This is a genomic window from Aminobacterium sp. EBM-42, assembly GCF_001896635.1.
GTDB lineage: Bacteria > Synergistota > Synergistia > Synergistales > Aminobacteriaceae > Aminobacterium > Aminobacterium colombiense.
The window spans coordinates 40187-53102 of sequence record NZ_MPPC01000028.1; the positions used below are offsets into that span (position 1 = coordinate 40187).

Below are 12916 nucleotides of genomic sequence, written 5' to 3' on the forward strand. Positions count from 1 at the left end.
ATTACACCTCCCTCGAAGAAGTACAAAACATTCACTCTATATCCTTTGGCAAGGCTTCGTCATAAAGCCTCCCCTCTGCAATCATGACGGTCTTCCCTGTTAGATAGGTTTTGCAGATACTTCGCGTTTCATCAAATGAAACGGTAACCCAATTATCCCCCCCTGGGTTTTGTACTTGTATAGGAGCTGCCATTTCCCAAACTATGGATGCAGCTATGGCAGATGCCGTCGACCCTGTACCGCATGAAAGGGTCAAATCTTCCACCCCCCGCTCGTAGGTCACAACTTTGAGAGTCCTTTCCCCTGATCTTTGAACAAAATTTACGTTTGTTCCTTTGGGAAAACGATGGGTATCATATCGAACAGTTCTCCCAATATCCCGTAACGAGTCATGGGAAAAGTCTTCAAGGTTATCAACAAACAATACACAGTGGGGCACTCCCACTACAAGGTAAACGAAAGGGAATGTTTCTCCTTCTACTTTCAGGCTTTGTCCCCAAAAAACCTGAGATAGATTGGTTTCGCCCATATCAAGCTCCACAAAAGGAGCAGTCACCACCCCGTGAATAGGTCCCGCCAGGGTTTCAAAGGACATTTTTTCCCCTGCTATTTTCTTTTCCCATGCATAGCGAGCAATACAACGAGCTCCATTGCCGCACATTTCTCCTTCGGAACCATCATTATTAAAAAGCCGCATTGTAAAATTTTCCCGCTCAGACATTTCTACGACGAGCAGTCCGTCCGCGCCTACAGACTGGCGGCGTTCACAGATGCTCGCCGCTAATCTGGAAAGATCGGGGGATGTCATGCTCCCCTCCCTGTTGTCAATAACAATAAAATCATTGCCATTCCCCTGAATTTTAGTAAATTCTAACATAATCTACACCTCGTATTTGCATTAATAATGGCAGGAGTGTAACACCCCTGCCATTATTGTACCGTACCTTTCAATCGTTAGCGTCAGTAAAAAATCAGGCTCTCACTTCTATTGGTTGAGAAACAAAGTAAAAGAGGAGGCATGTAGTAATAGCACCAAGAATAAGGGAGAAAAGCACTGGAAGGCCGAAACCAATAAAAACATAGCCCGCCACAGCTCCTGCAGCGGCTACAAAGGCGTAAGGCATCTGCGAATTAACGTGGTCTACGTGATCAGCGCCGCTGAACATGGAGCTCATGATAGTCGTATCGGATATCGGACTGCAATGGTCTCCCCAAACGGCTCCCGCAAAAACGGCCCCGATGGTGGGCAAGAGTATTTCGATAAATCCCGCATCATGAACCGCAGTAACATTATAGACAAGAGGAATAACTATGGGCATAAGAACTCCCATGGTTCCATAGGATGTTCCTGTGCAGAAAGAAATTATTGCCCCTGTAAAGAATGTAAGCAAGGGAATCCACGCTGGCGAGAGGACATTCCCAGCTATCCTGACAATATACTGTGCGGTTCCCACTTCTTTTATAGCTGCCCCTATGGCCCAGGCAAAGATTAGAATCAGGGTGCCGAAGAATATCGAGTTCATACCCTGCATGAACCCAGCAAAGAGGCGATTCCAAGTAGCAAGCTTCTGAGCCCTGAAGAAGACAAGAGTGAGAAATACCGAACCGAAAGACCCCAACACCAAAGCCTGAGAGCTATCCCCTTCTCCAATAGCCGTGGCTAAAGAAACACTAGGCCATCCTCCCGTAACTACAAGCATAAGGAAGATCAACCCCACCATAAATCCGAGAGGAACTAAAAAGTTAATGACACGTCTCGGCGTTTCCTCACTGGGCTCAAAATTCGCATGGCTTGTAACAATGAGGGGTTTCGCTCCTTCTCGCAGCACCTTGCCCGTTTGTCTGGCCCTTCGTTCCGCATGGAGCATGGGGCCCATATCCCGCTGAGAAAAAATCACAAAGGTTAAAAGCACCAGGGCAATAATATTATAGAAAACGTAGGGAATAGACCGCAGATAGGCAAGATAGGGTGAATAGCCTATTTCAAGGGCATTGAACTGAGTGCCAATTTGTCCCACCATATAGGCAACCCACGAAGAAATACCGGCAATACAGGCAATGGGCGCTGAAGTAGAGTCGACAATATATGAAAGTTTTTCTTTAGAAATGCGGTAACGATCGGTTATGGGGCTCATGGTCGTGCCCACCACGAGGCTATTTACGTAGTCTTCAAAGAAAATAATGAAACCTGCCAGTTCTGTAACGAGCATTGCACCTCTGACGCTCTGAATCTTTTTAGTGATCCAACGGACTATGGCCTCAATCCCTCCGCCGATCTGCATAATACCTACCAGACCGCCCATGACAAGGCTTGTGAGAACTATCCGTGCCCCCCAGGGATCTCCCAGGTTATCTGCCACCAGCCCTACTGCCTTTCCAAATCCTAAGATGGGATTCCACCCTGCTACCATGGTCCCGGCAAACCATGCTCCAATAAAGAGCGAAGGAATAACCTCCTTCGTAAAGATGCAGAGCCCTATGGCAATGAGCGGCGGCAACAGAGAGAGAATGCCGAAATCTGGTTTGGCCTCTCCTTCAGTCGCCCAGGCTATTCCTGTCATAACCAGCAGACTTAATGTCGCCATTATAGTCAGGTTCAGAATCTTTTTACCGCTGCGTCTTCCATACATGACCATACCTCCCCTTGCAAATGATAAACATCACTTAAAAATTATCGCAAGTGATCTGGAATCACTTCCCCTGAAAGAAGGTCTTCATAGTCTTGACGGTTCACTATCACATAGGCGTTGCCCTCTCTAACAAGGACAACCGCTGGTCTAGGCAAACGGTTATAATTGTTTGCCATTGAGAAGTTGTAGGCGCCCGTGTTGAAAACGGCAAGGATATCATCACGGGTTATTTGATCTGTAACCATGACATCTTTCATCAACACGTCTCCAGACTCACAGCATTTCCCCACTATTGTCACTTTCTTCCCCGCAAGCTCATCTGCTCTATTTGCGACAACTCCCCAATATTTCGCTCCGTAAAGGGCAGGCCTTGGATTATCTGTCATTCCCCCGTCAACGCTTACATAGGTCATAACTCCTGGAATTTCCTTGATGCTTCCAACCTTGTAAAGAGTAATGCCCGCCTCGGAAACAATCCACCTGCCCGGCTCAATAATAATTGCGGGGACAGGAATACCAGCTTGTTCGCATCCCGCTATCACTCGTTCCATGATACCCTCGGTAAAATATTTCAACGGCTTGCGTTCTTCTCCCTCATGCTCAGGAACACCATAGCCCCCCCCCACATTCAACTCTTCCGTGACAAAACCAAGATCGCTGGAAAACAAAACCATTTCTTTTATCAAAGCATCTACAGCTAGACAATGGGAACGGTTGCTTTGCAGCTGAGAGCCCACATGAAAGTGAAAACCCTTCAGAACAAGATTTTCTGAGCCCTTAATGCGTTGTATCGTCCGGCTTATTGATTCACCGGCAAGAGGAAATCCAAACTTCGAGGCTGTATGCCCTGTGGCCATATATTGATGGGTCGCAGCATCAACCCCTGGCGCCACACGAAGAAGAAGCGTTGCTCTCTTTCCTCTGCGTCTGGCCGCATCTTCAATAATGTCCAATTCGGATTCGCTATCAGCTACGATTCTCCCCACGCCAGTTTCCAATGCCAGCTGCAGCTCTTCCAGAGTCTTGTTATTACCGTGAAAAATTGTTTTTTCCATAGGAAATCCCGCTCTATAGGCGGTGTAGATCTCCCCGCCAGAGACCACATCAAGCCCCAGCCCCTCACTGGCGATAATGCGGACCATTGCCATGGTGAGGAATGCCTTGCTGGCATAAACTGCTCTTGTGTTGGGATACTTGCAAAGAAAATCTTTTTTTACCTCACGGCACCGTTCTCGTACTGCTGTTTCAGAAAGCACATAGAGCGGTGTGCCGTAGTTTTGCGCCAGCTGGACTGTGTCGCAGCCATCCCAAAATAAATGTTTCGATGAACCCATCCTGCTTCCTCCTCTAAATACAAAAAAGCCCGCCCCCGAAGGGGCGAGCTTTAAAACTCGCGGTACCACCCTGCTTGGATACTTTTATATCCCACTCTGGCCTTATAACGGAAGCCACCCGGGAAACGTACTCCGGAAACAGATCCTTTCCGCCCCAGCTCAGCAGGTTTTAAGCTTCTCAGCCGCGATAAGAACGTTTTACAGTCTGTTGAACGTTCCTCCCTGATATCACGATGCGCTGATTCCGCACCCTGCTTCATCGCCTTTTCAATTAATAATTGCGTAGTATTATAGCGAACACCCTTTAGAACGTCAACATAATGTCTGAATTGATTATTTTAACAGAATTCTCTAAAAGCTTTTGCCAGCCTTTCCATCCCCTTATTCGTTTCCTCCCTGTCAACCTTGGCAAAAGAAAAACGAACAAAGTTCTGTCCTTTCTGAGGAAGAGCAAAAAAGATTTCCCCTGGAATAAGGGCTACACCAAAATTTTTTGCCGCAAAGCGCGCAAAATCTGTGCCATTCAACCCATCCCGGCTTCCCCAGAAAAAGAAACCTCCCTTGGGGGTGGGAAAAGAAAAGCCCAAGGGTGCCAAGTGCTTTGAAATGGCTTCTGCCATAGCATCCCTTCGCTCTCTATACTCATGGCGAAGGTGGCTGAGATGAGCTTCAAAATTACGCCGTGACACTACATAGAAGATCATCCTCTGCAAAAGGGCTGATACTCCCAGCTCAAAGGTCAGGCGAAGTTGTACTGCCTTTTCCATAATGATGGGGGGCAAAACCATCCATCCACAACGGAGCCCCGGCGCTATAATCTTAGAGAAGCTTCCTAGATAAAGAACCGGCTCTTCTTTAGCCAAGCTAAAATATGTTTTTGCCGGCTTCTCATCAAACCATAACTGTCTGTAAGGTTCATCTTCCACCAACACAACGTTGTATTTTTTTAAGAGAGACAATATCTCTTTTTTTCTCGCCAGAGAAGTGCTGTGCCCCGATGGGTTTTGAAAGGTAGGGATGGTGTAGAAAAAAGCTACTTTTTCTTTCGCTAAAGCTGCTTCAAGCTCAGAAACGACAGGCCCTTCTTCATCCATTGAAACAGTGACAAACCGAACCCCTTCTTTTCCGAAGGTCAACATGGCTTCCGGGTAGGAAGGGTTTTCAACAACCACCACATCCCCGTCCTTCAAGAAAAGCTGGGAGATGATGTTTAGTCCTTCCTGAGAGCCTGTGGTGAGGAGAATACGTTCCGATCCAGGAACTGAAGATGCGAGGCCTTCCTCTACCATCCAGTTCGAAATCCACTGGCGAAGCATGGAGTCCCCTTCTGTATAAGGATAAGCAAGAACCGAGGTATCCTTCATGGCCTCTTCGAAGCCATGAGTTATCTCTTCTATGGGATAGAGGTCTTCAGATGGCTGGCCTGCCGCAAAGGATATCGCACCAGGGCGGGAAGCATAAACCATCATTTCCTGTATCCCTGAGGGTTGCAATCTGTGAGCGCGAGCATTTAAAAGAGATTCCCAAAACATTACCATCACCTCAATACAGATTTTCTTGACATGTAAGGCTTTTCTGCTACCATACTCCCTATAAACTCTGAAACATAATTTTGCGATTATATAAACTACTGTTTAGAACGGAGGTCTTTAAAAATGAAAAAAATTACTGGTTTCCTGTTGCTTCTTTGCCTTTTTATGGCTCTTTCTTCGTCTGTCTACGCTGGCGTGCTGAACAAAGGCACAATAATCGTCGGTACAGAAAGCACCTATCCACCTTATGAGTTTCGTGACGAAAAAAACAACCTTCAGGGTTTCGACATTGAACTTATGAAAACCATTGCCGAAAAGCTCGGCAAAGAACTTGAATGGGTCGACATGCCCTTTGACAGCCTTATCCCAGCCCTATTGGCCCAGAAGATTGATATAGTCGCCGCTGGGATGAGCGCTACTCCAGAACGAGCGAAACGAGTCGCTTTCTCTACTCCCTATGAAGTATCGATGAGTGCTTTCATTGTCAAAAAAGACAATATAGCGTTAAAATCGCTGGATGACATGAAAAGCAAGACTATCGCCGTTCAGCTTGGCACTGTTCAAGAGACTTTCTCACGCACGGTAGAAGGCGCAAAAGTCAAGACCTTCCAAAAATTCGATGACTGCGTACGAGAAGTCATGCTGGGACGGGCAGATGCTTCTCTTATGGATATTCCTGTGGCCAAGAAATTCCTTGAACAAAAAGACTTTGACGGCAAAATAGCCGTCGCTTTCGAGCAAGAAATTACTGGGGCAGGCAAAGCTCTCGCCATGAATCTCGAAGAAAAAGCATTTGCTGAGGCGATAAGCAGCGTACTTGATGAAATGCAAAAATCCGGGGAGCTGGAAACGCTGCGCAACAAATGGTTTAAATAAAAGAGCATCACAAAAAGAATGACATATAAGAAAAAACAGAAGAGAGAGACATTATATGGTGTTTCTCTCTTTTGCTTTTATGGTTACGCAATTTCCTGCAGGCACACATAAAACAGGCCCTGGTGGAATCTGTTTTTCCAGCCATTGTAAAGCTTTGGAGCCATCAGCAAAAATTTTTCCGGGGAAGACCATATCGGTACGATCAGTCACGAGGGCAGCAGGATGACTTTTCAAGTCGCTTGCCATCTTTGTCGCGATATATGCCGGGATAGTGAAATCATCTTGCAGTTTCCCAAGGGCTGCTTCCGGCTGTTCTATAGCGAGTCTGAAATCTTCTCCAAAGCTTCCCGGGCCCGCACCGTCCTCAAGTTCTGCAAAAAGGAGCAATCCACCCTTTGGTTCAAGGGCATGAAGGACTGCCGATATGGACTTTGTTGCCTGGTACAGGTCAATATCATAGGGGTATCCGCCACAGGATACTGCTACTAACGAAGCCTTCTCTGAAACCCATAGGGTCTGAAGCTCCTGAGCCCAAACTGTACCCTGAAGCCACGCCCTTACAGGATCTCCTGCTGTATAGCAATAAGGATTCCCCTTGCCGTCAGGGATAACATTGAGCAGAAATCCTTTTCTTTCAGCAAGAACAAGGGATTGGTATTCGGCCATATCCTCTGCCACAGGATTTCCTTTTAAATAACCACATCCTACGGCAGGATCAAAATTGCTGCCTTTAAGAGAAAGGGCATGGTTATGCTGAATAGCCTCGCTGCCGGACGCCCCGGGAAGAATGGATTTGCGTCCTCCGCTGAAGCCGGCAAGATCGTGATAGGCAATACCGCCCGCGGAGACAATCAAATCTGCCCTTGCCACTGCCTTATGAAGGATGACAGGCGTTCCACGAGATGTAATCTCTTTAGTTCTAACCCCTTCCGCGCTATTGTGGCAAAGAATTGAATCCCCCCTTAAGGGAATATCTTCAAGAAGCATTTTGATCTCCTTAGCAGTGGGCAATCGATGCTGTCCCCCGCCAATGACCCATTTCACAGACATACGGCCGCCTTCTCGAATTTCCCGCCTCAATGCCTGCGCCATGAGGGGCACATTTTGCCAAGCCCGCGTGGCATCAGGCAAAATTACAACGATATCTGAAACTTCCCTGGCCAAAAAACGTAATAATGGACTCTCACAGGGGGCAGCGAGGGCGTCTTCTGGCCTGTTGGGCAATGGCGTTTCTTTTGATGTTTCTGCTATTGTAACCCGCCTATCCAGGAAAAGATCGATTGTTCTGCGGCCAGAAGCAAAGGTGCAGCAAAAAGTCATGGGGTCTTAAGTCCTCCCTTCCACTCATAAAAAGTCTTTGGACGCCCTGGACGACCGTCAAGGGCAGCGGACAAGCGCACTACCATACCTCGGGAGGCAAGAAAATCAAGATACCTATGAGCTGTCACATAGGCTAAACCTGTTTTAGCGGCTACTTCATCGCAATCCATAGCTCCCTGATGCCGTTTAATACAATAGATAACTTCTCTCATGGTATCCACGCTAATACCTTTTTTACGAACATCCCAATTGAGCTGCTCTCTGTAATTTGCTAGTTTTTCATGGAGACGCAGACGGGCTCTGAAATCTAGAAGCTGCAATGGCTTAACCACAAAATCATCAGCTCCGGCTAAAAAAAGCCTTGACGCCGTATCTTCTCTTTCGTTCTCCGCCAAAGCTATGAGAACGATCTTTTCAGAAATATTCCTTGCCTTCTGGACAAGCTGATAGCCACTCACTACAGGCATCCATACATCTACAAGCAAAATATCGATCTCGTCATCACGCACCCATCCAAGCACTTCTTCAGGGTCAACTGTTGCAAGAAAGCGCCATTCCTCGGCCTCTGCCATTTTTTCAAGCTGATAGAGCACTTTACGATCATCATCAATAACTCCTATATGCAATGTCACGGCTTCGATCCTCCCCCGCCGCAACAGAACATCCAGCGTTTATGGGACAAGAGAATCCACCCTGAAAGAAAGATGCCCGCCACAGAAGAAATTAAACTCTTTCTCGATGATATTGCCTTTGAAGGGTTTGCATTGTAGGGGATACCATATCTGAGACTTAGATCATGAATATTAAGGAGATGGAAAACCGAGTAACCTGCAGAGAGAGCCTGTCCAATGACTCCGTCTCCTGAAACCATATCCGCTGATGGGAAATGAAGCCCGCCTGGGAGGGCCAGAATACTCTCATCTTCTCCCATATTAGCGTGGGAACCGCCTATGCTCATAACAAGTCTGGGAGAAAACTTTTGTACTATTTCCATCTTTTTACTGATCATCCCTTCGAGAGTCCCCTCTCTCAAAAGGGGAACCCCTTCTCCTTTGGCCATGTCTATCATTAAAGCAACCCCTTCAGGGGCAATTCCCCCGCCATTTTCATCGTCTCCGCCAAGGGTGTAATAGTCGGCTTTCGTATGTAATAAACCTCTCTCTCTCAATTGTTCAGCCAAAACCGGCCATGGTGCGCCTGGAACATTCGCCCCCCATGTAGAGGACCCTAGCGAAAGGATAAGAAGAACCTTAAGGTGTCTGTACTCCGCCGCCTTTAACGTGTTGAGCAATAAACCGGGAAAAGAAGAAGAGGATAGAATAGCCACGGAATCGCCCTCTTTTAGTCCCATAGCATCGAACTCTCTGAGTATAGCGACAGACCAGCTAGGATGACAGGCTGTACGTTTTGCCTCAAGACTTCCGAGAGTCGTAGTAAGGGGGCTCCATTCCAGACCGATGAGCCCAAGCTTCCATGGATCGGCATCAATACCTGAGCTGTCACCCCTCTCCTCTCTCCATTCCCAGAGAAAAATCTCCGCCTGCCGTACATCATCCCATAACCGGCCTTCTTCAGCTGAAAACCCCCTTTGTCTCGGAATTAACCACAAACAAAAGAGGACTATAGCGAGAAAGACAAGACGAAATCTGCCTTTCCGCACAAATTCACGTTGTTTCTTCTGATATTCTATCAATGAAGTTATATGTTTTTCTTCCATTTGCTATCTACCTTCCAACAAAATGCCCCAAAAAAACCAGTACCTCAAGAGACATCACTGTAAGCAAACTTACAATAACTGTTCCAGTCAAGGTTTCAACCAGTCCCTGACGTTGCATATCAGCCGCCACAAGACCTGGAAGAACCCACCCAAGCCAAAGGGAGCTCACAGGAAAAAAAAGGTCAAGCATAAACTTGCAGCCCAGGGCCAAAAGCATAGCCAGCGCTATACGCTGGCGGCCATAGATACCCGTTACACGAACAACTCCTTCAAGAACGAAGGAAAGCACAACCGCAGAGGCCAGCGCCATTGCAATAGACGATGGGCTCCCTATTTGAAGGGCAATAAATCCTGGGGTAATAATTCCGCCGCAGGAACGGCCAGTGCGGTTATAAAAAAACATTCCCAAGACTATACCAAGACCAATGGTCCCTAATTGAACGCTATGCATGGTTACCTCCCTTTAAAGCATAGTCGATAAGAAATGCAAGAGGCATACCTGCTACATTTCCGCACCCGAAAACTTTTTTTTCTCTCTTGAGCAATTCTTCCACATCTGCTATGGAAGAGATGGAAATATATTTTATTCCCTTACGGGGATAAAGGGGCCTTGCACCCATAAAGAGCACTCTTTTCCATCCTGGCTGACGAAGCCATGGAAGAAAGGCCTTCAGCCGTTCAGGTCTGTCACGACGAGAGTTGAAAAGTATGGTGGTTTCCTCCATTTTCCATTCCAGACTGGCAAATAGCAACTTAGTCGTCGCAAGGTCATTGGCAGAAAAAGCCGCAGCTAATTCGGAATCCCCAAGAGGAATAACCTGAAAATCCGCAACATCAGAAACAAGAGAGGAAGCAGCATCTTCGCCCTTTTTGCTATCAAGGCCCATGAAGTTCAGTATCTCTCTCACTACCGCCATATTCTCTTCTCTCCATACAGAATACCCTTTGGAGGAAAGAGGGGCAACGTGGACCTTACATTGTTTTTTCTCTAACCCATCAAGCAGGGCAAGAGACGATGCAGTAGTTTCAGGAATAAAAACAGTAGAACGTTGAGGTATTCCCCTCATAATGGCCCCTAATGCCCCCTCTTCACCAGGCCCCCAGGCATCCTGATGATCCGGGCGTACATTAGTGATAACAAATATGGGATCTTTGAGCCACTTGGAAGGGAGTTCCTGGAGGTCTGGCGCCACAGCACTATTTTCAAGTACCACAGCCTCTGCATCAACAGGTATGACACGAAGCCACCATTTCATTTCTTCCACATGCCCTCCGGCACTTCTTAGAATTGGTTTCTCTCCCCCAGGAGACAATTCCCTTGGGATAACGCCTGTTATTCTGGCCCAGGTTTTTATCCCACAAGCAGAAAGGGCATAGAAGAGCAACCTGACCACACTGCTCTTTCCCCGGCTTCCCGTTACAACTATCTGCAATTGTTTCATATAATGGACACAAGAAGGATTTTCAACCCTATAAAACATAAGACAACTCCACCTGCAATTTCAACATACTTTCCAAGGAATCGGCCTGCCTGGAATCCCAGACATACGCCTGCAGCAGAAAGACACGCCGTAATGATACCGGCAGGAACAGCTAAAAACATGACTGAACCTTTCAGCGCAGCCACCCCAATGCCCGCAGCCAGCGCATCAATAGAAGTCGCGACAGCCAGAGAAAGAAGGGTCAGTCCCCATGTGTTGTCTCTTCTCTCGCAGGCTTCTTCTTTTCTGGATTCCCTGATCATGTTTACGCCCAGGAAAAAAAGAAGCAGAAAGGCTACCCAATGATCATAAGCTTCTATTAGAGAGAGTAAACGTATGCCCGCCATCCACCCCGCAAGAGGCATAAGGAACTGAAAACTTCCGCAGGCGATTCCCATTCGAAAAGCCGCCCCAGGGGTTAAAAGAGGCAAACAGGCCCCTACGCCAAGGGAGACAGCAAAGGCATCCATGGAAAGAGCCGCTGCTGTTAAAAAAAGTTCGATTACAGACATGGAATTCCATCCCTTCAACAAATGGCTTATACTATTCTATCCTAAAGCCACATCTAATATCATCATTACTATAAAACCCAATATAACTCCCATGGTGGCCTGGTCGCCATACCCTCCCTGCTGGGATTCAGGTATCACCTCTTCCACCACTACAAAGATCATGGCCCCTGCCGCGAAGGCTAAAGCATAAGGCAGAATGGGACGTGCCATAACCACGGCTACAGCCCCTATTACCCCGGAAATGGGCTCTACTATCCCTGAAAGCTGACCATACCAGAAGCTTCTCATGGGAGAGACCCCATCTCTGCGAAGGGGCAAGGACACAGCCATGCCTTCAGGGAAGTTCTGGATGCCTATGCCTAAAACAAGGGCCATTGCGCCAGCTAAAGATGCAGAAGGAATGCCAGAAGCCACAGCTCCAAAGGCAACGCCCACGGCCATTCCCTCTGGAATGTTATGGAGAGTGATAGCCATGACAAGCAGTGTTGTTCTTTTCCAGGTCGTTTCGATCCCTTCAGCCTCTTCTCGCAGCTGCCCTAAATGGAGGTGGGGCAATATTCGGTCAACAATCCGGAGAAAAACTCCCCCCAAGAGAAAACCTACCGCTGGAGGAAACCAGGGCCACATGCCCATTTCGGCGGACATCTCAATGGCAGGGGCAAGGAGAGACCAGTAACTCGCGGCTATCATTACTCCTGCTGCAAACCCCAGCATGACATCAAGCATTTTTTTACTCGGATCTTTTCTAACAAAAACAGCCGCCGCTCCCAAAGCCGTCAATCCCCATGTAAAGAGTGTTCCTATTAAGGTTTGTACAATAGGGCCGGCAGATGCAAAAAAGTCACCCACGACTTTACCACTCCATTTCTCATGAATATTGCGGATTCTTGTTCCAGTAAAAAGTCCGCTGTAAAAAATAGAAAATATCATTATATATAATAATACTACTCAAGAAAGAAGGCACATAGAATGAAGAAAATTCTTTTTTTATTCGTATTGGGAGTATTTTTTTTCGTTCCTTCTTTATCAGTCCAGGCCGCTGAAGAATTTCTCTACATTTGCGGACCGTGCAGCAGAAACTTTGTTCCTATTGCAGAAGACGTTATTCAGGAACTTGCATTAGAAGACAACGTTCATATAAAACTTGTTTCCTGCCTCGGAGCCTGTACCGCTTCTCCTGTCGTTGAATTTAAAGGAGAAATATATGGCCACATGACAAAGGAAAAGCTCTTTGCGCTGCTTAGATCGTATTTTACCCTCTAATGGAATACTATCACTAGAATACTGTAAGTCCCGCTATTTCTAAATAGATGATAAAGAGGGGAAGAAAGCTTTTAAGCTTTCTTCCCCTCTTTATTTAGCAAAAAACTATATGCCTCTGATTATACGGTGATAATTACTACTTCTTTTTCGCGGCAACCTCTTCGTGGATACGATCAAGTTCGTCAAGAATGACCTGGGTCATATTCTGTCCGGGGTATTTCTTTTCAAGCCATGGCGTGCAAAGCTCTTCC

At 46.9% G+C, this 12916-nt stretch carries 13 protein-coding genes; 2 read left to right on the forward strand and 11 right to left on the reverse strand.

Annotated elements, in window-relative coordinates; translation table 11 throughout:
- Nucleotides 1–31: 31 nt before the first annotated feature.
- The 4 genes from dapF to BUC50_RS09525 form a co-directional block, all read right to left on the reverse strand.
- Nucleotides 32–877: a diaminopimelate epimerase gene (gene dapF, locus BUC50_RS09510; protein WP_286677371.1), complete on the reverse strand. Its 846-nt coding sequence runs from the start codon at nt 875–877 to the stop codon at nt 32–34.
- A gap of 94 nt (nt 878–971) precedes the next feature.
- Complete coding sequence (locus BUC50_RS09515; protein ID WP_286677372.1) at nt 972–2630, reverse strand: Na+/H+ antiporter NhaC family protein; 1659 nt, start codon at nt 2628–2630, stop codon at nt 972–974.
- A 41-nt stretch (nt 2631–2671) separates the two neighbouring features.
- Nucleotides 2672–3964 carry a diaminopimelate decarboxylase gene (gene lysA, locus BUC50_RS09520; protein WP_013047640.1) on the reverse strand — a complete coding sequence of 431 codons (1293 nt, stop codon included), beginning with the start codon at nt 3962–3964 and terminating at the stop codon, nt 2672–2674.
- Nucleotides 3965–4302: 338 nt separating this feature from the next.
- Entirely contained in the window at nt 4303–5502 is a 1200-nt protein-coding gene (locus BUC50_RS09525) for an aminotransferase-like domain-containing protein (RefSeq protein ID WP_083775737.1), read from the reverse strand.
- 117 nt (nt 5503–5619) lie between these two features.
- On the opposite strand from BUC50_RS09525, the gene BUC50_RS09530 reads away from it, so the two are divergent.
- Entirely contained in the window at nt 5620–6372 is a 753-nt protein-coding gene (locus BUC50_RS09530; protein WP_286677373.1) for a transporter substrate-binding domain-containing protein, read from the forward strand.
- Between the two features lie 51 nt (nt 6373–6423).
- Here the strand turns inward: BUC50_RS09530 and BUC50_RS09535 are convergent, their stop codons facing one another.
- Genes BUC50_RS09535 through BUC50_RS09565 form a run of 7 tightly spaced genes read right to left on the reverse strand, consistent with a single transcriptional unit; the run spans nt 6424 to nt 12251 of the window.
- Entirely contained in the window at nt 6424–7692 is a 1269-nt protein-coding gene (locus BUC50_RS09535; RefSeq protein WP_013047637.1) for a nickel-dependent lactate racemase family protein, read from the reverse strand.
- A complete protein-coding gene (locus BUC50_RS09540; protein ID WP_013047636.1) occupies nt 7689–8324 on the reverse strand; it encodes a response regulator in 636 nt (211 codons plus the stop codon). Before BUC50_RS09540 ends, BUC50_RS09535 begins: the two co-directional genes overlap by 4 nt.
- On the reverse strand, nt 8321–9409 hold the full coding sequence (pgsW, locus tag BUC50_RS09545) for a poly-gamma-glutamate system protein (protein ID WP_013047635.1): 1089 nt from the start codon (nt 9407–9409) through the stop codon (nt 8321–8323). Before pgsW ends, BUC50_RS09540 begins: the two co-directional genes overlap by 4 nt.
- A 7-nt stretch (nt 9410–9416) precedes the next feature.
- Nucleotides 9417–9860: a poly-gamma-glutamate biosynthesis protein PgsC/CapC gene (locus BUC50_RS09550; protein WP_013047634.1), complete on the reverse strand. Its 444-nt coding sequence runs from the start codon at nt 9858–9860 to the stop codon at nt 9417–9419.
- Nucleotides 9853–10890 (reverse strand): Mur ligase family protein, encoded by a 1038-nt coding sequence (locus BUC50_RS09555; protein ID WP_013047633.1) that lies wholly within the window; start codon nt 10888–10890, stop codon nt 9853–9855. Before BUC50_RS09555 ends, BUC50_RS09550 begins: the two co-directional genes overlap by 8 nt.
- Nucleotides 10848–11402: a manganese efflux pump MntP gene (locus BUC50_RS09560; RefSeq protein ID WP_013047632.1), complete on the reverse strand. Its 555-nt coding sequence runs from the start codon at nt 11400–11402 to the stop codon at nt 10848–10850. The genes BUC50_RS09555 and BUC50_RS09560 overlap by 43 nt, the downstream gene beginning before the upstream one ends.
- A 36-nt stretch (nt 11403–11438) precedes the next feature.
- Entirely contained in the window at nt 11439–12251 is an 813-nt protein-coding gene (locus BUC50_RS09565) for a ZIP family metal transporter (protein WP_013047631.1), read from the reverse strand.
- Nucleotides 12252–12371: 120 nt separating this feature from the next.
- Between BUC50_RS09565 and BUC50_RS09570 the strand changes: the two genes are divergently transcribed.
- Nucleotides 12372–12665, forward strand: a complete 294-nt coding sequence (locus BUC50_RS09570) for an NAD(P)H-dependent oxidoreductase subunit E (RefSeq protein WP_013047630.1) — start codon at nt 12372–12374, stop codon at nt 12663–12665.
- Nucleotides 12666–12916: the final 251 nt, after the last annotated feature.